Genomic DNA, 18,043 nt, shown 5'->3' on the forward strand with positions numbered 1-18,043 from the left:
GGCTTCGCCCCAGGGGCCGTCGCGTCAGGAGCGGGAGCCTCGATGTTCAGGGAGACGCTCAGTTTCATGCGGGACCTTCCGCGTCTGCATGAGATCAGCTCGGTTCTGATCCGCCACGGCCTGGGCGACCTGGTGCGCCGGCTCGGCATCGGCACCCTGCTGGAGCGGGCCGGGCAGATCCTGCAATGGGGCGAAGCGGGGACGGGCACCGGGCTGGAGCCGCCCCAGCGCATCCGGCTCGCCCTGGAAGAGCTGGGGCCCACCTTCGTCAAGCTGGGCCAGGTCATGGCGACCCGGGTAGACGTCTTCCCGCCCCAGTGGATCGCCGAGTTCGAAAAGCTCCACAGCGAGGTTCCGCCGGTGCCCTTCGAGGCGCTGCTGCCGGAGCTGGAGAAGGCCCTGGGCCGCTCGCCGTTCGAGGTGTTCCGGGACCTGGAAACCCGCGCTTGCGCCTCCGCCTCCATCGCCCAGGTGCACCGGGCGCGGCTCCAGGACGGAGCCCCCGTCGTTCTCAAAGTCCGGCGCCCCGGAATCCGCCAGAAGGTGGAGGCGGACTTGCGCATCCTCACCTATCTGGCGGGGCTGATCGAAGCGGAGCTGCCCGAGGCGCGCCGTTACCAGCCCGTGCAGATCGCCGCTCAGTTCGTGGGCTCCATGGAGCGGGAGCTGGACCTTTCGGTCGAGGCGCGCAACATGGAGCGCTTCGCCAAAAACTTCGCCCGCCACCCCTACGTGGTCATCCCCCGGGTCTACTGGGAATGGACCAGCGAGACGCTCAACGTGCAGGAGCGCATCGACGGCGTTCCCGCCACCCAGCTCGCGGCGGTGGAGGCGGCCGGGCTGGACAAGCGGGTGCTGGCGGCGCGGGGGGCCGAGGCGGTGCTCAAGATGATCCTGATCGACGGCTTCTTCCACGCCGATCCCCATCCGGGCAACGTGTTCTACCTTCCGGGCAACCGCATCGTCATCATCGACTGCGGCATGGTGGGGCGCCTCACGCCCCCGCGCCGCAACCAGGTGGTGGACCTGCTGGCAGGCCTCGCCCGCATGGACGAGGAGCCCATGCTGGAGGTCCTGCTCGACTGGGCGGGGGACGCCTACGTGGACGAAGCGAAGCTCGCCGCCGACATCAACGAGCTGGTGTTCAACTACGAGGACATGCCCCTCAAGGACATCCGCATCGGCGCGGTGCTGCGGCAGTTCGCCGGCATCATCCGGGAGCATTCCATCGTCATGCCGGCGGATCTCGCCCTCATGTTCAAGGCGCTGATCACGCTAGAGGGGCTGGGGCGCCAGTACGACCCGGATTTCCACATCGTCGATCACCTGACTCCCCTGCTGCGGCGGGCCCTTGCCCAGCGGCTGCGGCCGGCGGAGCTGCTGCGGCGCGGCCGCCATTCCCTCGCCGATTTCGTGAACGTGATGGGCAGCGTACCCCGGGACCTGGCGCGCCTCGTCCGGGAGGCGCGGCGGGGCAAGACCCGCATCGACCTGGATCTGAAGCGGCTGGACGACTTCGGCCAGCAGTTGGACCGCACCCTGGACCGGGTCACCATGGGCATCATGACCGCCTCCCTGGTGATTGGCTCCTCTATCGTCATGACCGTGACCTCCGGCCCGCGGGTACTGGGCTTGCCCCTGTTCACCGTCCTGGGCGTGTTGGGCTACGTGGTCGCCTTCTTCAACAGCGTCTGGATCATCGTGGGCATCTGGCGCTCCGGCCGGCGGTAGAGTAAAAAAAGGTGGAACCACAGAGGCGCAGAGACACAGAGAAAAGAAGAAAAAGAAATTTTCAACGCGAAGGGTGCAAAGGGCGCGAAAGGAAAAACTTTTTTAATCCTCCGTCAACAGGAATTCCCGCACCACGCCGATCTGGTCTTCGGTCATGAGCCAGGGGGCGTGGCCGACGCCGGGGAACTCCACTACCCGGGCCTGGGGCCCGCGCTGCGCCATCTCCCGCGCGGTGCTCGCGAGCAGCAGATCCGACTCGGCGCCCCGCAGCACCAGGGTCGGGCAGCGCACCGCGTCCCACACGGGCCAGAGATCCACGCCCATGAGGAAGTCGGTGCCGAACTCGATCCCTTCGGTGTTGTGGTTGCGCAGGGCGCTGACGATGCCGGGGTCGTAAGCGAGGGCGTAGCTTCCATCCTCCAGTTGCCGGGCGCTGTGGCGGGCCACGTGCCGCCACTTGGCGTCGTCCAGAGGCCCGAAGCTGGCGCAGACCGCCCGCAGATGGGCCTCCACTTCCTGCAGGTCGCGAAAGCGGTCTTTGCGCCGGGCGTGGAGGCCTTTGAGCCTCGCCAGGCCGGACCAGGGCACCAGGGGACCCACGTCGTTCAGCACCAGCCGGCGGATGGGGGTGCCGGCCTTCGACGCCAGCATCATGCCGATCAGCCCGCCCATGGACGTGCCGATCCAGTCGAGGCGCGGCGGGCGCTCCCGCGCGAGGAGTCGCCGCAGAAAGGTCCCTGGACCCTCGGGCGCGGGGGCGGTGACGTGGGCGATGAGGGTGGCGGCGTCCGAGAGGTACAAGGGAAAGCCGTAGTCCGCCTTGTCCTCGAGCCAGTCGCTGTCGCCGCGCCCCGCCACGTCCATGCACACGACCCGGCAGTGCCGGGCCAAGGCCATGGCGAGGAAGTCGAAGTCCCGGCTGTTGCGGGTGAGCCCATGGACGCACACCACCACGTGGGGATTAAACCGCTCGCCCCACTCGGCGTAGGCGATGCGGTGAAAGCCGTGGGGGTCGAGGCACAGGAGGTGGCCGTGGCGGGGACTCATGGCGTCGGGACGGCCGCTGCGCGATCCGTGGCGGACGAATGCATGGCCGCCGATGATACCGCGGCCCGCCATCCCGCGGCAGGTTCATTGGAATCTTGCCGCGATTGCGGGGATCGGCGCTCCCGGAACGGGGCGGCACGTCCGGGGAAGGGCTTGCCCGGCCTGGACGATCCGGCGATCTTGTCGCGCGCCGGCAGCGGGTGCTACCATGGTGTCACTATACATTCGTACCTACCGCTTGCCGGCATGGGTTCCACGACCACACTGAAGTTGCCGCAGCAGCTCAAGGAGCGCATCGCGGCGCTGGCCGAGCAGACGGGGCGTTCGCCCCATGCGCTCATGCTGGAGGCGATCGAGCGCGAGGTGGCGCGCGGCGAGAGGATGCGCTCGTTCGTCGAGGAGGCCATCGCGGCCGATCGGCGCATCGACGCGACAGGCGAGGTATTCGCGGCCGACGAGGTTCATGCCTGGATCGAGCGGCTCGCCCGCAAGAGGAAGGCGGCCCGGCCCAAGCCGTGGCGCAAGTAGTCTATTCAGCCAATGCGCTCGCTCATTTGGAGCGCCTCTTCGATTACCTGGCGGATTACGATCCCGGTGCAGCTCTCGACTCCGCCCGGGCCATTCGCAGCGCGATCGAAGCGCTTGCCCAACATCCCTTGATCGGGCGCCGCGTGAGCGGCGAGCTCAGGGAACTGGTGATCTCCTACGGCAAGACCGGTTACGTGGCCCTGTACCGGTTCGTTCCCGCAAAAGGTCAGGTGCGCGTTCTGGCCATCCGGCATCAGCGGGAGCTGGACTATCCCGTCTGATTGCCGTAAGCATGACGGGCACCGGTCCGGCTGGCCGTCGCCCCGAAGAACCTTGTCTATCCCGACGCCGCCACGCGCCAGGTATCGCCGCCCGCCGCCTTGGCCTGGTACATGGCCGCGTCGGCGGCGGCGAGCAGGGCCCGGGAATCGCGCCCGTGTTGGGGGTAAAGGCTCACGCCGATGCTCACCGTCATAGGGAGTTCCAGGTCTCCGATGGCGTAAGGCCGTGCGCCGGTGGCCACCAGCCTTTCGGCGATTGCGCGCAGCGCCCCGGCTTGCTGGATGACCTCGACCAGGGCGACAAACTCGTCCCCGCCCCAGCGCCCCAGGGTATCCCCGACCCGCAGGCCCGCCTGTAGACGGTGGGCGACAGCGGCGAGCAGCCGGTCTCCCACGGCGTGCCCCAGGGTGTCGTTCACCTGCTTGAACTGGTCCATGTCGATGCACAGGACCGCGAACGACGAATGGTGGCGCTGGCCGTGGGCGATCGCCAGGCTCAGGCGGTCCTCCACCAGAGCCCGGTTGGGAAGGCCGGTCAGCCCGTCGTAGAAGGCCAGGCGCCGCAGGGACTCCACCAGCCGCTGGCTGGTCATGTCCTGCACGAAATGGACGAATCCGGCAACGGGCCCGCCGGGCTCCCCCACCGCGCACACCGTTTCCAGGGCGGGCAGGAAGCCGGCCGCCCGGTCCCGGTAGCGCACTTCCCCCTCCCACCGGCCCCGGGCCAGCAGGAACGGCCGGATCTGGTCCAGCCGGGCGCCCTCGTCCGCGCAGCGGATGGCGTCGATTCCCAGGCCGAGGGCCTCCTGGAGCGAAAGGCCGGTCACGGCGCTCAAGCGGGGATTTACGTACTCCAGGATCCCGTCCGGGCGGGTCATGGCGACGCCGATGGGGATCTGGTCGATGGCGGCCAGCAGCCAGCGCATCGGCCGAGGAAGGCCCTCCGCCGCGCCCGCCGGGGGTTCCGGTTCCCGGGCCAGCGCCCGGGTGGACGGGCTCAGGGAAGGGTATTGCGCCTCGCCGCCCTTCGGCGCGGCGGGCTGGGGGGCCGGGTGCATCGTGACCTCGTTCTTCGCGGGATCGGTTTCGCTCATGGGCCGAGAGGCGGCACGGGGCATTCCACCATGCTCTTCCGGAGAGATCGAGGCGCCATGCGCGCGACCCACGCCAGGTATTCGAGTTGCATAGGTTATCAGCGGTTACTGATATATGCAACCTCGGGTTGGCATATGGTCTCGTGCTTGGTGCTACCGTTGCCGGCATGGGTCTGACCGATGAAAAGCGGGCTTTCAGCAAGCGACTCGTGGAAGCGATGCGCAAGGCCGGCATCGACACCCTCAGCCCCACCCACGTGGCCCGGGCGTTCAATCTGCGCTACCAGGGCGATCCGGTCAGCACCCAGAGCGTCAGAAAATGGCTCACGGGCCGCGCTCTGCCTTCCCAGGACAAGCTGCGCGTCCTCGCCGAATGGCTCGGCGTGGCGCCCCAGTGGCTGCGCTTCGGCGACGGCGCTGGCGAGGGCGCCCGGCGTGCCGGCGTCCTTCGTCAGGAGACGCGCCCCTACCGGCGCGACCAGGACATCCTGCTAGAAGTCTTCGGCCGCTTGAGCGAGCGGCACAGGAAGCTGGTGCTCGACCTGGCAGAGGCGCTGGCGGCGGCCGAACGGAAGCGGTGAGGCCTACGCGCCGGGGCGTGACTTGCCGGCGCTCGGGAAGGCGGGCTGCAGGCCCCGTGGTCCAACGCAAGCGGTCCCCATCCGCGGTTTATGCGTTTCCCTTGGAAACACCGTTCGTTCGGGCGCAGGTTGACGCAAGTCTGTACAGCTTGCACAGTTCTGGGCCGGAGGTGAACCTCCCTGAGCGGCATCAAGAGAAGCGGCGTCGAGGCGGCCCGCAAGAACCTTCCCACCTTGCTCGAGCAGGCCCACCGCGGCGAGCCGTGCCTGATCACGAAGCACGGCAAGATCTATGCGGCCATCGTTCCTCCTCTTATCCGGGCAAGCACCCGGGGGGGGCCGGACCTTCGTGCCCTGCGGGGGAGCGGCAAGGGGCTCTGGGACAGGTCGGTCAAGCGCGTCATCGCGCGAATGCGGGACGAATGGCGCTAGAAACCCCGGCAGAGCCCCCGAGCGGCTGTGTCCTGCTCGTCGATTCGGCACCGATCATCTACTTCCTCGAGGCCATCCAACCCTCGCGGATCGGTTTCAGCCTCTTTCGACCGTGCAGCGGCGGGAGACCTGAACCTCGTCGTTTCGACCATCACCCTGGCCGAGGCGGTCTCGGGACCTTTGGCTGCGGGCAACGAGTACCTGGCCGAGCAATACCGGCTCGCCATGACGAGGGGCCCGGGTCTGGCCGTTGTCGCCGTGACCGAGACGATCGCCGTGACTGCGGACCGTTTTCGTGCGCGATACCGGCTGCGCTTGCCCGATGCGATCCAGTTGGCCAGGCGGTGGAAGTCGGCGCCTACGCCTTGGTGACGCACGACCACGGCTTTCGCCGAGTCGAAGAAGTGCGGATATCGGGCCAGGCTCTCTCCCGGAAATAATCTGCCGACTCTGTTCAGCGGCGTTGCAGTATCGGGCGCCTGGACTACGCGCCAGCACGCCTTTGCCGTCAAGCCATCATCCGGCCGACGGTTTCAAGGGCCAGCCAGGGATGGCGCGGGCAGATGGCGCTTGAAACGCGTGAGGCAGGCGAAGGACAGCAGCGCACACCCCAGGATCAGGGCGAAGCCGGCGTGGAAGGCCGCCCGCCCGAAAAGCGGAGCGTTTCCGAGCGGCGCGTCGCTGGATAGCAGGTCCAGCACCCATCCGAAAAGGGGCTGCAGCAGCAGGGGCCCGGCGATGGAGCCCATGTTGACCAGCCCGCTGGCGGTGGCGGCGAGCCGGCGGGGCACCCGGTCCCGCGCCAGGGTGTAGCCCAGCACGATGGTGCCGGCGCCCGCCGCGGCGACCGCCAGCAGCGGGAGCAGCAGTCCGAGGGGCAGCCCCGGCACCCCGGCGATCACCCCCCAGGCCGCCGCCGTCGCCAGCGTTCCACCCCGGTAGAGGGCCCCGGCGCGGCCGGTGCGGTCCGCGAGCCACCCCCAAAACGGGCTGCTCGCGCCGAAGAGAACGATCAAGAGGGAGCACGTCAGGGCCGCGTCGGCCACCGGCATGCCATAGTGCATGTGGAAAAACGGCACGCCCCACAGGCCGGCGAAAGCGAACACCGAAGCCAGCACCCCTCCGCCGGCCGCCACCAGCAGCCACAGGGCCCGGTAGCGGGCGGTTTCCCGCAGGAGGCCGAGCATGCACCTGAGGGCTTCGTCTTCGGCGCTGGCGAGCGGCATCCAATGGCTGTGGTATCCAGCCTCCGACGGGTCGTCCCGCATCCGCTTCCACACCAGGAAGGCGAGGGTGAGGGCGGCAAGGGCGGTCGTCCCCAGGGCCGGCCGCCAGCCCAGGGCTTCCACCAGGAGCCGCAACGGTAGGCCGGCGGTGAGCGCCCCCAGCACGCCCGCCATCAGCAGCATGCCGCTCGCGAAAGAGAACTGTCGCGGCGGCATCCAGTGGCTGGAGAATTTCAGCATGCACACCCAGGTGACGGAGGTGCCGACACCGATCAGCAGGCGGCCGATGAAAAGCGAGGGGAGCCCGCCGGCGGCCGCGAACATCAAGGTGCCGGCGGCGGTCAAGAGGGCTCCAGCCGCCAGAATGCGGCGCGGACCCCAGGTGTCCACCAGCAACCCGGTGGGCACCTGCAGCATCAGGTAAGCATAGAAGTAGCTGGCCGACAGCAGCCCGAGCCCCGCGGCGCTCAGGGCGAAATCGGCCACCAGCTCGCCGGCGATGACCGACGGCGCGACCCGGTGCAAATAACCCAACAGGTAGAAGGTGGCGCCGATGGCCCACAGGCTCCAGGTGAGCCGGCCCCCCGGGTAGGGAGTGGAGACGGAATCAGTCGGCAACCGGGACCGCCTCCCGCTTGCGGGCTTCTTCCAGCAGCCACTCCCGGAAACGCGCCACCTGGGGCCGGTCGGCGGTGGCCTGGGGGCATACCAGGTAATAGGCGTACCCGGCCTCCACGGCAATGTCGAACGGTGCCACCAGCTTTCCCGAGGCCAGGTCCGGACCCACCAGCTCCAGGACGCCCAGGGCGACGCCCAGGCCGTCCTCCGCCGCCTCGATGGCGAGGGCCGAGTTGGTGAAACGGGGTCCCCGGGACGTGTCGATGCCGGTGACCCCGGCCGCTTCGAGCCAGGCCTCCCAACTGATCCACCGGCGGGCGTTCCGCACCGTGTCGTCGTGGATCAGGGCATGGAAGCGCAGGTCCGCCGGCGTGCGCAGGGGCCGCTGGCTTCGCAGGAGCTGGGGGCTGCAGACCGGGGCGTAGGTCACGGGGAAGAGCTTGTCCGCCCGCCAGCCGGGATAGCGGCCATGGCCGAAGCGGATCGCCACCTCGGCCCCCAGGTCCGAGGCCTCGGGCGTGGCGAATCCGCCCGGGCTGTCCTCCCCGTCCCGATCCACCATGGCCTCGCTCTGGGAGATGCGCAAGGTCACCTCCGGATGGAGGGCCGTGAAGCGCTGCAGCCGGGGCACCAGCCAGCGGGTGGCGAACAGGGGCGGGGCGCTGACGCCCAGCGGCCCCAGCCGGGCGTGGCTGCGGGTGCGTTCCACACCGGCTGCCAGCGCCTCGAAGCCCTCCCGGATCTTGGGCAGGGCGGCCCGCCCGGCTTCGGTCAACTCCAGGGCCCGGGTGAGGCGCCGGAACAGGCGCACCCCGAGAAAGTCCTCGAGGCCCTTTACCAGGTGGCTCACGGCCGCTGGGGTGACGTTCAGCTCCTCGGCCGCCTTTTTGAAGCTCATGTGCCGGGCGGCGGCTTCGAAGGCGCGCAGGCTGTTCAAGGGCGGCAGGCGATAGGCCATGGGATATGGATTAGTCCAGCTAATTCATCACATAATAATAAATCATTTGTTGCGGCGCAAAAAATCTCTATATTGACCCTGTAGGCAACGTCGCAACAAGTGCTGCGATGAAAGGAATTCGATCACTCGACAGTGTAGAGAACGGATATGAATTTTGACCAAGCCGACGCAGTCCTCCACGAGGCCAGGCAGCTACGGGCGCAGGTCCTCAGACAATTGCTCGCCCGGGCCTGGACCGGCATCAAGGCGGTCTTCGTAAAGACTGTGCAGCCGGGCAAGACCGGCACCGGGAAGGGGGGAGCGCCGGCAGCCTGCTAGGGATTCAGGTCTTTACCGACCCGGGCGTCCGCCCCCCCGGCGGGCGCTCGCAGGGCCCGGTTCGCGCTCTTCCTCCTCCTCGCGAACCGGTGATTCAAAGGGCGCGCCTCAAGCGCGCCCTCTTTTTTGGCTGGGACGGGAACGGGCGTTCGGCGGACCCGCCCGCTCCGCGCCGCCGTCTTTCCCCTGCCCCACGCCTTAGCACGACCAGGGCGCGGGCTTCGTAGGGTCGATGCCGTAGCGCTCGGCCGCCCGGGCCAGCATCGAGGGCTCGACGGCTTTTTCCTCATGGAGGGCGGCAAGGGCCGCAAACGCGATATGTTCCCGGCTCACTTCGAAAAAGCGGCGCAGGTTCGCTCGGGTGTCGCTGCGGCCGAAGCCGTCGGTGCCCAGGGCGACGTAGCGGCGGTGGACCCAGGGACGGATGAGATCGGCCACCGCCGAGACATAATCGCTCACCGCCACCACCGGCCCTTCCGTCGGGCCGAGGCAATCTTCCACGTGGCTTTGTTGCCGGGGCTCGCCGCCGGTGAGCCGGTTGCGACGGGCCGCGGCGAGCCCGTCCCGGCGCAGCTCGGTGAAACTGGTGACGCTCCACACGTTGGCGGGAATGCCCCAGTCCCGCTCCAGCAGCTCGCCGGCGGAAAGGGCCTCCCGCAGGAGCGTGCCGCTGCCCAGGAGCTGCACTTTCGCGCCTTCCCGGGGCTTGAAGAGGTACATGCCCCGCAGGATGCCGGCTTCCGCCCCGGACGGCATGGCCGGATGGGGGTAGTTCTCGTTCATGACCGTGACGTAGTAGAACACGTCCTCCCGGGCTTCCAGCATGCGGCGCATGCCGTCCTGGAGGATCACCGCCAGCTCGTAGCCGAAGCAAGGATCGTAGGCCCGGCAGTTGGGGACGGTGGAGGCCACCAGGTGGCTGGAACCGTCCTGGTGCTGCAGTCCCTCCCCGGCCAGGGTGGTGCGGCCGGCGGTCGCCCCGAGGAGAAAGCCCCGGGCGCGGGAGTCCGCCGCCGCCCAGATGAGGTCCCCGACCCGCTGGAAGCCGAACATGGAATAAAAGATGTAGAAGGGCAGCATGGGTACCCCGTGAGCCGAATAGGCCGTGGCGGCGGCGAGCCAGGAGGAGAGGGCGCCCGCCTCGGCGATGCCTTCCTCCAGGATCTGCCCGTCCTTGGCTTCCTTGTAGTAGAGCAGCTCGTCCCGGTCCTCCGGCTCGTAGAGCTGGCCCACCGAAGAGTAAATGGCCACCTGGCGGAACAAGGACTGCATGCCGAAGGTGCGCGCCTCGTCGGCCACGATGGGCACGATGCGCTGGCCGATGGCGGGATCCCGCAGGAGCTGGGCGAGCAGCCGCACGAACGCCATGGTAGTGGACTCCTCCCGCTCGCCGGAGCCTTCCAGGATTTTCGCGAACGCCTCCAGCGGCGGCGCCGGCAGCGGCTGCGCGTCGCTGCGGCGCACGGGCAGGTAGCCGCCCAGAGCGCGGCGGCGGGCATGAAGGTATTTCATCTCCGGCGTGTCGTCGGCGGGCTTCAGGAAGCACAGGCGCTTCACCGCCTCGTCGGAGAGGGGCACGTTGAAGCGATCGCGGAAGGCGAGAAGGGCCTCGTCCTCCAGCTTCTTCTGCTGGTGGGCCCCCATCCTGCCCTGGCCCCAGTGGCCCATGCCGTAGCCCTTCTTGGTCTGGGCCAGGATCACCGTGGGCTGGCCGCGATGATTCACCGCGGCGTGATAGGCGGCGTAGATCTTCAGGGGATCGTGGCCGCCCCGGTGCAGCCGGTCGATGTCGTCGTCGGAGAGATGGGCGACCAGGGCTTGCAGCTCGGGGTACTTGTTAAAAAAGTGCTCCCGGTTGAAGCGGCCGTCGGTGGCGGCGTATTTCTGCAACTCCCCGTCCACCGTCTCGTGGAGCCGCCGGAGCAGGATCCCTTCCCGGTCCCGGGCGAAGAGGGGATCCCAGTCGGAGCCCCACAGCACCTTGATCACGTTCCAGCCGGCGCCGGCGAAGAGACCTTCCAGCTCCTGCACGATGGAGCCGTTGCCCCGCACGGGGCCGTCCAGCCGCTGGAGGTTGCAGTTGACCACGAAGATCAGGTTGTCCAGCTCTTCCCGCGCGGCGAGGGAGAGCCCGGCCAGGGACTCGGGCTCGTCCATCTCCCCGTCGCCCACGAAGGCCCACACCTTGCGGCCCCGGGTGTCCAGGAGCCCCCGGTCCGCCAGGTACTTCATGAAGCGGGCCTGGTAGATGGCGTTGAGGGGCCCGAGGCCCATGGAGCCGGTGGGAAACTGCCAGAAATCGGGCATCAGCCACGGGTGGCAGTAGGAAGAGAGGCCCTTCGGGCCGCCGAGCCCGGTCTCCCGCCGGTAGCGGGCCAGCCGCTCTTCCGGCAGGCGTCCCTCGAGGAAGGCGCGGGCGTACACGCCCGGGGCGGAGTGGGGCTGGAAGTAGACCAGATCCCCCAACTGGCCCGCCCGGAAGAAATGATTGAAGCCCACCTCGAATAGATCGGCCGCCGAGGCGTAGCTGGCGATGTGGCCCCCCAGCTCCGGGTGCTCGCGGTTCGCGCGCACCACCATGGCCAGCGCGTTCCAGCGCACCAGCGCCGTCACCCGTTCCTCCAGGGCCGGGTCGCCGGGGTAGGGGGGCTGCTCTTCCAGGGGGATGGTGTTCGCGTACGCCGTGGTGGCATTGAAGCGCAGCCGCCGGCAGGACCGGCGGGCTTTGTCGAAGAGCTTCTGCAGCAGGTACTCGGCCCGCTCCTCGCCTTCTTCCTCGATCAAGGCTTGCAGGGCCTCCAGCCACTCGCGGGTTTCCTGGGGATCGATGTCGGTGGGGTGTCCCATGGTGCGGTCTCCGGGCGTTTCGCTGCTAGGAAAAAGATTACGCCGATTCCAGCGGGAAGGATTGCGAAAATCCTCGAATGGGCGCCCAATAGCGCCATGTTGTTGCGCCTCGCACCCCTAGGGAGGTCAAGAATGCCAACCGTCGAGCTAGACGCCATCGATCGCAAGATCCTGGAGATCCTGCAGTGGCAGGCGCGGATCCCCAACGTGAAGTACAACACCGCCCTGCCTTTGCCCCACGACTGAGGCTGCGGTCCGGTTGAGAACCCATCGCCGTTTGCCGCCGTCCAGGCGCGGGGCACGAACGGGGGCGGCGACGATCTAATGAAGCATCCCGCAGCGTGTCGAGGGGAAGGAGGCGGGCGGAGAAGCGGCAACCGAGCCCGCGGGCGCGGTCGGGACAATCGAGGAGGTGACTGCCATGGCGGACGTCTTGAAAGGCAAAGTTGCGCTGGTGACGGGGGTGAGCGGCGGCGGCCAGGTGGGCATCGCCGTGGCCCAGGCCTTGGGGGCGGAAGGGGCATGGCTGGCCATCGCCGCCCGCAGCCGGGACAAGGTAGAGGCGCGGGCGGAGGAGCTCAAGGCAAGCGGCGCGCGGGTCGTGCCCATCGCGGCGGACCTTACCGACGAGGCGCAAGTGAGCCAGACGATCGAGCGGGTCATGGGCGAGTACGGCCGGCTCGACGTGCTGGTGAACCTGGCCGGCGGGCTCACCCGCTACAAGCCGGCGACGGAGCACACGCTGGAGGACTGGCATCACGAGGTGGGCAACAACCTGCTCTCCGCCTTCCTCTGCGCTCGGGCCGCTTTTCCGCGCATGAAAGAGGCGGGTGGCGGCGCCATCATCAACTTCTCCCGGGCGGGAACGCCTCAAGCGAACATGGTGGCCTACAACTGCGCCAAGGCGGGCGTAGACGCCCTCACCCGGACCCTGGCCCTGGAGGGAAGGGACTACGGCATCCGGGTGAACGCTGTCGCGCCCGGGTTGGTGGACACCGCCACCAACATCGAGGCCATGAAGCCCAAGGACCTCAAGAAGTGGACCAAGCGGGAAGACATCGCCCGGGTAGTGGTGTTTCTCGCCTCCGACGCGGCGGCGGGAATCACCGGGCAGACGATTCCGGTTACCGGCTGGGGAATTTGAAAGATCATGGGAGCGCCGCGGCACCGTCCGCGTGGAGCTTCAGCGCGGCGTAAATCGCCCGGTTGAGGGGCGTAGGGACGCCGGCTTCCCGGCCCAGCCGCACCACCGCGCCGGAGAGCCAGGGCACTTCGAGCCGGTTGCCCCGCCGCAGGTCCCCCAGCATGGAGGAAACCATGTCCCGGGGCAGACCGTCGGTGAACCGCATCTGCTGGTCCACCGTGTCGGGGGGCAGGTCGATCCCCTTGACCCGGGCCACCGCCACCACCTCGTTCATCACGTCCCGCAGCAACTCCCGGGTGACCGGGTCTTCCCGGATCGGGCCGATGGGCATGCGGGTGAGGGAGGTCATGCCGGAGAGCCCCACCAGGAACACGAACTTCTCCCAGATGGCCCGCTGGATGTCGCCGGAGAGGTGGGCCTCGATCCCTGCTCGCGTGCAGGCTTCCAGGAAGGCCTTGGCCCGGGGGGAGGCCGTTCCGTCCAGCTCGCCGAAGGTGAGTTTGGCCATGGTGCCGTTGTGGCGGATGACGCCCGGGGCTTCGATCAAGGCCGCGATGTGGGCCACGCCTCCCATAGCGTGGGTACGCCCCAGGCGGCGGATCAGGATGTCCACGGCGTCCACCCCGTTCTGGAAGGAGACCACCCCCGTGTGCGGCCCGAGGAGGGGTTTCGCCGACTCTACCGCCTCGTCGGTGCTCCAGAGCTTGACGGCGATGATGGCGAGATCCACCGGGCCCACGGCCGCCGGGTCGTTTGTCGCCCTGACCGGCTTAAGGTGCAAGTCCCCCAGGGCCGAGCGCACGATGAGCCCCGCCTTCTGCATAGCCTCCAGATGAGCGCTCCGGGCGATGAAGGTCACGTCCTCTCCCGCGGCGGCGAGCCGCGCGCCAAAATATCCACCGACGCCCCCGGCGCCCACGATGGCGATCTTCACGGATCAAGCCTCTTTGATTTCAGGAACCGCCCTTCGAATTCGACCCCTGGCAGGGGCGGGGCGAAGAAATAACCTTGTCCGGCATTACACCCGAGCTCTTGCAGGAGTCGGAACTGGTCTTCAGTTTCGACCCCTTCCGCGACGACGCACAGGTCGAGGTTCTGGCCCAAGGCGATCACGGATTTTACGGCAACGGCGGCGCTGGGGTCGGTCACCACCTCCCGGACGAAGGAGCGGTCGATCTTGAGCGTGTCTAGGGGAAGCTTGCGCAGGTAGGCGAGGCTGGAGTAGCCGGTGCCGAAGTCGTCGATTGCCACGAAAAGCCCAAGCTCTCTCACCGCTTGGAGAGTATGCGCCGCCTGTTCCAGATTGTGCATCAGTGCCGACTCGGTGATTTCGAGCCCCATCTGGACGCAGCGCTGGTCCAAGCCCGATTCCTTGAGCAGCGCCGCGATGCCCTGGGCGAACCCCGGCTGGGCGAGCTGCCGGGTGGAGATGTTCACTGCTAGCCGGAAGGGTTGTCCCAATGCCTCGGCCCATTGCTGCGCCTGGGCGCAGGCGGTGCGCAAGATCCACTCCCCCAGGGGGACGATGAGGCCGGTGGCTTCCGCGATCTGGATGAACTGGTCCGGGCGCACCGGCCCGAGGATGGGGCTCTCCCAGCGGATCAGCGCCTCCGCTCCGACCACCTCGCCGGTCCACAGGTCCACGACGGGCTGGTAGTGCAGGGCCATCTCGCCCCGCTCCCAGGCGTTGGCCAGCCCCGACTCAATGGCCTGGCGCGCTCTCACCCGCTCCCCTATGTCTGCGGAGAAGAACGCGAGGGCGTGCCCCGTTTCGGGGGCGACGGAGCGCATGGCGAGCTCCGCATGATGGACAAGGGTTTCGCCATCCTCGCCGTCTTGAGGGAAGACCGCCACGCCGGCAGCAAGGCTGAAGGTCACCTCCCCTTGGGGGCCCGGCACGGCACCGGGACAGCGGTCGAGGAGGCGCTTCGCCACGGTGGCGGCGTCCTCCGCCCGGGCGAGGTCCGCCAGCAGAAGACCGAACTGGTGCCCCCCGAGCCGGGCGATGGTGTCCCCCTCCCGCAGCCCCGCGGCGAGGGCTTCGCCGACGGTCCGAAGCACCGCGTCTCCCGTGGCCTGGCCGAAGGTGTCGTTGATCTGGATGAGCCGGTCCACGCTTACCGCCGTAATGGCCATGGACCGCCCGCCGTGCCGGGCGCGGGCCAGGGCCTGGGCCGCCCGGTCCCGGAACAGGGCGCGGTTGGGGAGCCCGGTCAAGGGATCATGGAAGGAGAGGTATTGGACCTGGGCCTCCTTCTCCGTCATGGCGAGACCGAAGGCGGCGTCGGCCGCGATTTCCCGCAGAAGCCGCAGGCTCTCACCTTCGAAGTAGCGGGGCGCCGCGGCGTAGAGATTAAGGGTTCCGTAGAGGCGCTCGCCCTTGAGCACGAGCACTGCACACGATTGGCAGCCCAGGAGGCGAGCGAGCTGGAAGAACGGCCCTCCCGGATCGGATGTTTCAAGCTCGGGGCAGATCACATCCTCGCCACGACGGAGGGCGTCCCAGGTCGGGGCATCCGGGTGTGCCGTTTCGGGCTCGAGCCCCGAGCGCAGGGCGGCCGAAAGCTCCGGATCGCCCGCATGGGCCGTGAGGCGGGCGGTCCCGGTCTTCTCCTCGTATTCGACCGCCGCCACCAGCAGGAAGCCGCCGAAGCCCTGGGTGATCCGGCAGATCTCCGTGAGCAGCTCCTCCCGGTCCCGCAGCCGCACGATGGTGCCGTTCACCGCGGACAGGGTGGCGTAGAGGCGGTTCAGGGTCTCGATTTCCTGGACGCGCCTCTCCAGGGCCTCGGCCATGGCGTTGAAGGCCGACCCCAGCTCCTCGATTTCCGCGATGCCCCCCGACACCTGGGCTCGGGCGCCCAGGTCGCCGGCCTGAAGCCTTTGAGTCGCGCGCCGCAGATCGTCGACCTGGCGCAGGAGGAAGACGTTTCCGCCCCAGCCCATGAGGAGGGAGAGCGCCACGATGGCGAGGCCAACGGCGCCGATTCCCGTGGCGAGCTGGGTGGTCGCCTCGGCGTAGGCCACGGACTCGGGGATGCCGACGGCAAGATGCAAAGGGTCTCCGCCCGAGCTCTCGTGAAAGGGAACGATCCCGTAGAGGCGTTGTTTGCCGTCGAGCCCGCGGGCGCTCGCCGTGGCCTCTCCATGGGCCGAGGCGATCGCCTGCCCTACTTCGGTGTCGCCGATGGTCCTGCCGGTCCACTCCTGGCCGTCCGGGAGGTAGGCCAGGACTCGCTGGGCGGGGTCGGTCACGATCACCTGGGAGCCCTCGGGGAGCGCCCGCCGATCGACGTGCTCGCGAATCCAGCGCAGCGACACGGCGGCGTAGAGGACCGAGGTGCCGGCTGGGTCCTGGCCGAGCAGGGGCAGGGCGAACACGATGCTGGGTTCGCCGGTCACCCGGCCCACGATATAGTTGCCGGCCACGAAGTCCCGGGTGCGAAGCGCCCGCTGGAAGTATTCCCGGTCGGACATGTTCAGGGGCAGGGAGAAAGGCACGGCGCTGCAGAACAGGGCCCCGTCCGGCCGGATGACGCCCAGGTTGGTAAAGGTGCTGGTCGTCCGCAGCACCCGGCGCAGGGTCTCGCTGCAGGCGTCGGGGTCATCGCCCCTCAGCTCGGGGGAGAAGGCGAGGCTCAGCAACAGGTTCCGGGTTTGCTCCACCAGACGGCGGTGATGGGACGCCGCGTCCCGCGCCACCTGGAGGGCGGCGCGCTGGGCGTCCTCGATCGCCTCAAGCCTTCTCTCCTCGGCGAGGAACGCCACCAGGGCCAGCGCAGGGAACGACGCCAGCAGCGCCAGCAGCAGGAGCCGCACGCGCAATCGAGAGAAAACCCGTCCTCGCAACTCTCCCCTCCATCGTCGTTCCACTCCTGCACCCGAGAAGGGTGGCGGGAGGCTGGAGGCGGATGGTCGCCATCCGAGCCTTCCGTAAGCGTAGGCCAAGGAGCCAGGAAATTCAATCATCATATGAACATGGAAAAAACTATTAAGAAATCGCTGTAAGCGGACGCCGCCCGGTTCGCTACAATAGGCGAGAAAGTCGATCGCTCCCGTCCTTCCATGCCCCTCCCAGAGCCTCCCGCCGCCCGGCGCATGGGCGCCATTCGGCCATTTCAGGTGATGGAGCTCCTCGCCCGGGCCAGGGCGCTGGAAGCCGAGGGGCGTTCCATCGTCCACATGGAGATCGGGGAACCCGATTTCGACACGCCCGCGCCGGTGGCGGCCGCGGCGCGCCGGGTGCTGGAGGGGGGCTCGGTGCCCTATACCCCGGCGGCGGGGCTCCCGGCTCTGCGGGAGGCGATCGCCGGCTGGTACCGGCGCCGTTACGGGGTGGAAGTGGCGCCGTCCCGCGTCCTGGTGACGCCTGGAGCCTCCGGCGCCCTGCTGCTCGCGGCGGGCGTACTCCTCGACCCCGGGGACCGGGTCCTGATGGCCGACCCGAGCTATCCGTGCAACCGGAACTTCGTGCGCTTCGTCGGCGCCGAAAGCGTAGGCGTGCCTGTGGGGCCCGAGTCCGCCTACCAGCTTTCCCCAGCCCTGATCGATGCCCACTGGAACGGTGCGGTCCGTGCGGTCATGCTCGCCTCCCCCTCCAACCCGACCGGGACGGTGATCGCGCCCGAGACCCTGCAGGCCATCGCGGCCCAGGTGGAGCCCCGCGGTGCCCGGCTCATCGTGGACGAGATCTACCACGGCCTCACCTACGGGCACGAGGCGGGCACGGCCCTCGCGGTCTCCTCTGAAGCGTTCGTGATCAACAGCTTCTCCAAGTACTTCGGCATGACGGGCTGGCGCCTCGGCTGGCTGGTGTGTCCTGAGGGCTACGGGCGGGAGGCGGAAAAGCTCGCCCAGAACCTCTTCATCTCCGCGCCCACCCTGTCCCAGCACGCGGCGCTGGCGGCCTTCACCCCCGAGTGCGCGGAAATCCTGGAAGCGCGCCGGCGCGAGTTCGAGGGGCGGCGGGACTTCCTGGTGCCGGCCCTGCGGTCCCTGGGCTTCGATATCCCCCTCGTGCCCCAGGGCGCGTTCTACGTGTACGCCGGCTGCGGGCGCTTGACCAGCGACAGCTTCCGTTTCTGCTTCGACCTGCTGGAGCGGGCAGGCGTGGCGGTGACGCCGGGCGTCGACTTCGGCGAACACCGCGCCCGGGAACACGTGCGCTTCGCCTACACCAACTCCCTCGAGCGCCTGGAAGAGGGCATCGAGCGTCTGCGCCGGTTTCTGGGCTAAGAT

Annotated in this window: 16 protein-coding genes; 9 read left to right on the top strand and 7 right to left on the bottom strand. The window is 68.6% G+C overall.

Annotation, left to right across the window (positions count from 1 at the left end):
* Window positions 1-42 precede the first annotated feature (42 nt).
* On the top strand, window positions 43-1,731 hold the full coding sequence (locus ACTFO6_RS09660; RefSeq protein ID WP_439934246.1) for an ABC1 kinase family protein: 1,689 nt from the start codon (window positions 43-45) through the stop codon (window positions 1,729-1,731).
* Window positions 1,732-1,833: 102 nt separating this feature from the next.
* Here the strand turns inward: ACTFO6_RS09660 and ACTFO6_RS09665 are convergent, their stop codons facing one another.
* Window positions 1,834-2,850 (bottom strand): alpha/beta fold hydrolase, encoded by a 1,017-nt coding sequence (locus ACTFO6_RS09665; protein WP_439934247.1) that lies wholly within the window; start codon window positions 2,848-2,850, stop codon window positions 1,834-1,836.
* A 174-nt stretch (window positions 2,851-3,024) separates the two neighbouring features.
* Here ACTFO6_RS09665 and ACTFO6_RS09670 point away from each other — a divergent pair, with 174 nt between their 5' ends.
* Together ACTFO6_RS09670 and ACTFO6_RS09675 are read left to right on the top strand one after the other, a co-directional pair.
* Window positions 3,025-3,306: a CopG family ribbon-helix-helix protein gene (locus ACTFO6_RS09670; RefSeq protein ID WP_439934248.1), complete on the top strand. Its 282-nt coding sequence runs from the start codon at window positions 3,025-3,027 to the stop codon at window positions 3,304-3,306.
* The gene (locus ACTFO6_RS09675; RefSeq protein WP_439934249.1) at window positions 3,294-3,587 is read left to right on the top strand and encodes a type II toxin-antitoxin system RelE/ParE family toxin; all 294 of its coding nucleotides are present in this window, start codon (window positions 3,294-3,296) and stop codon (window positions 3,585-3,587) included. Before ACTFO6_RS09670 ends, ACTFO6_RS09675 begins: the two co-directional genes overlap by 13 nt.
* Window positions 3,588-3,643: 56 nt before the next feature.
* Here the strand turns inward: ACTFO6_RS09675 and ACTFO6_RS09680 are convergent, their stop codons facing one another.
* Window positions 3,644-4,705 (bottom strand): diguanylate cyclase domain-containing protein, encoded by a 1,062-nt coding sequence (locus ACTFO6_RS09680; RefSeq protein ID WP_439934250.1) that lies wholly within the window; start codon window positions 4,703-4,705, stop codon window positions 3,644-3,646.
* Window positions 4,706-4,848: 143 nt separating this feature from the next.
* Here ACTFO6_RS09680 and ACTFO6_RS09685 point away from each other — a divergent pair, with 143 nt between their 5' ends.
* Window positions 4,849-5,262 (top strand): hypothetical protein, encoded by a 414-nt coding sequence (locus ACTFO6_RS09685; RefSeq protein WP_439934251.1) that lies wholly within the window; start codon window positions 4,849-4,851, stop codon window positions 5,260-5,262.
* A 459-nt stretch (window positions 5,263-5,721) separates the two neighbouring features.
* The gene (locus ACTFO6_RS09690; RefSeq protein WP_439934252.1) at window positions 5,722-6,066 is read left to right on the top strand and encodes a type II toxin-antitoxin system VapC family toxin; all 345 of its coding nucleotides are present in this window, start codon (window positions 5,722-5,724) and stop codon (window positions 6,064-6,066) included.
* Window positions 6,067-6,227: 161 nt separating this feature from the next.
* Here ACTFO6_RS09690 and ACTFO6_RS09695 read toward each other — a convergent pair whose 3' ends face one another.
* Window positions 6,228-7,538 (bottom strand): MFS transporter, encoded by a 1,311-nt coding sequence (locus ACTFO6_RS09695; protein WP_439934253.1) that lies wholly within the window; start codon window positions 7,536-7,538, stop codon window positions 6,228-6,230.
* Window positions 7,528-8,496, bottom strand: coding sequence for a transcriptional regulator GcvA (locus tag ACTFO6_RS09700; RefSeq protein WP_439934254.1), 969 nt, complete (start codon window positions 8,494-8,496; stop codon window positions 7,528-7,530). The genes ACTFO6_RS09695 and ACTFO6_RS09700 overlap by 11 nt, the downstream gene beginning before the upstream one ends.
* Window positions 8,497-8,643: 147 nt before the next feature.
* Between ACTFO6_RS09700 and ACTFO6_RS09705 the strand changes: the two genes are divergently transcribed.
* Entirely contained in the window at window positions 8,644-8,814 is a 171-nt protein-coding gene (locus tag ACTFO6_RS09705; RefSeq protein ID WP_439934255.1) for an RSP_7527 family protein, read from the top strand.
* A gap of 198 nt (window positions 8,815-9,012) precedes the next feature.
* Here the strand turns inward: ACTFO6_RS09705 and mdeB are convergent, their stop codons facing one another.
* Entirely contained in the window at window positions 9,013-11,661 is a 2,649-nt protein-coding gene (gene mdeB / locus ACTFO6_RS09710; protein ID WP_439934256.1) for an alpha-ketoglutarate dehydrogenase, read from the bottom strand.
* A gap of 132 nt (window positions 11,662-11,793) precedes the next feature.
* Between mdeB and ACTFO6_RS09715 the strand changes: the two genes are divergently transcribed.
* Window positions 11,794-11,907 carry an AsnC family transcriptional regulator gene (locus ACTFO6_RS09715; RefSeq protein WP_439934257.1) on the top strand — a complete coding sequence of 38 codons (114 nt, stop codon included), beginning with the start codon at window positions 11,794-11,796 and terminating at the stop codon, window positions 11,905-11,907.
* Window positions 11,908-12,082: 175 nt separating this feature from the next.
* A complete protein-coding gene (locus tag ACTFO6_RS09720) occupies window positions 12,083-12,805 on the top strand; it encodes an SDR family NAD(P)-dependent oxidoreductase (protein WP_439934258.1) in 723 nt (240 codons plus the stop codon).
* Between the two features lie 4 nt (window positions 12,806-12,809).
* On the opposite strand, the gene ACTFO6_RS09725 is transcribed toward ACTFO6_RS09720, so the two are convergent.
* Together ACTFO6_RS09725 and ACTFO6_RS09730 are read right to left on the bottom strand one after the other, a co-directional pair.
* Entirely contained in the window at window positions 12,810-13,739 is a 930-nt protein-coding gene (locus ACTFO6_RS09725; RefSeq protein WP_439934259.1) for a 2-dehydropantoate 2-reductase, read from the bottom strand.
* A complete protein-coding gene (locus tag ACTFO6_RS09730; protein WP_439934296.1) occupies window positions 13,736-16,624 on the bottom strand; it encodes a bifunctional diguanylate cyclase/phosphodiesterase in 2,889 nt (962 codons plus the stop codon). The genes ACTFO6_RS09725 and ACTFO6_RS09730 overlap by 4 nt, the downstream gene beginning before the upstream one ends.
* Window positions 16,625-16,870: 246 nt before the next feature.
* Here ACTFO6_RS09730 and ACTFO6_RS09735 point away from each other — a divergent pair, with 246 nt between their 5' ends.
* Window positions 16,871-18,040 carry a pyridoxal phosphate-dependent aminotransferase gene (locus ACTFO6_RS09735; RefSeq protein WP_439934260.1) on the top strand — a complete coding sequence of 390 codons (1,170 nt, stop codon included), beginning with the start codon at window positions 16,871-16,873 and terminating at the stop codon, window positions 18,038-18,040.
* Window positions 18,041-18,043: the final 3 nt, after the last annotated feature.

Source organism: Pelomicrobium sp. G1 (genome assembly GCF_051905455.1).
Classification (GTDB): Bacteria; Pseudomonadota; Gammaproteobacteria; order Burkholderiales; family UBA6910; genus Pelomicrobium.

Excerpts from the sequence above, each read along its gene's own strand:
- ACTFO6_RS09685 (WP_439934251.1), top strand. The coding sequence starts at position 4,849 with ATGGGTCTGACCGATGAAAAGCGGGCTTTCAGCAAGCGACTCGTGGAA.
- ACTFO6_RS09735 (WP_439934260.1), top strand. The coding sequence starts at position 16,871 with ATGCCCCTCCCAGAGCCTCCCGCCGCCCGGCGCATGGGCGCCATTCGG.
- mdeB (WP_439934256.1), bottom strand. The coding sequence starts at position 11,661 with ATGGGACACCCCACCGACATCGATCCCCAGGAAACCCGCGAGTGGCTG.
- ACTFO6_RS09700 (WP_439934254.1), bottom strand. The coding sequence starts at position 8,496 with ATGGCCTATCGCCTGCCGCCCTTGAACAGCCTGCGCGCCTTCGAAGCC.
- ACTFO6_RS09660 (WP_439934246.1), top strand. The coding sequence starts at position 43 with ATGTTCAGGGAGACGCTCAGTTTCATGCGGGACCTTCCGCGTCTGCAT.
- ACTFO6_RS09665 (WP_439934247.1), bottom strand. The coding sequence starts at position 2,850 with ATGGCGGGCCGCGGTATCATCGGCGGCCATGCATTCGTCCGCCACGGA.
- ACTFO6_RS09670 (WP_439934248.1), top strand. The coding sequence starts at position 3,025 with ATGGGTTCCACGACCACACTGAAGTTGCCGCAGCAGCTCAAGGAGCGC.
- ACTFO6_RS09680 (WP_439934250.1), bottom strand. The coding sequence starts at position 4,705 with ATGCCCCGTGCCGCCTCTCGGCCCATGAGCGAAACCGATCCCGCGAAG.
- ACTFO6_RS09715 (WP_439934257.1), top strand. The coding sequence starts at position 11,794 with ATGCCAACCGTCGAGCTAGACGCCATCGATCGCAAGATCCTGGAGATC.
- ACTFO6_RS09720 (WP_439934258.1), top strand. The coding sequence starts at position 12,083 with ATGGCGGACGTCTTGAAAGGCAAAGTTGCGCTGGTGACGGGGGTGAGC.
- ACTFO6_RS09705 (WP_439934255.1), top strand. The coding sequence starts at position 8,644 with ATGAATTTTGACCAAGCCGACGCAGTCCTCCACGAGGCCAGGCAGCTA.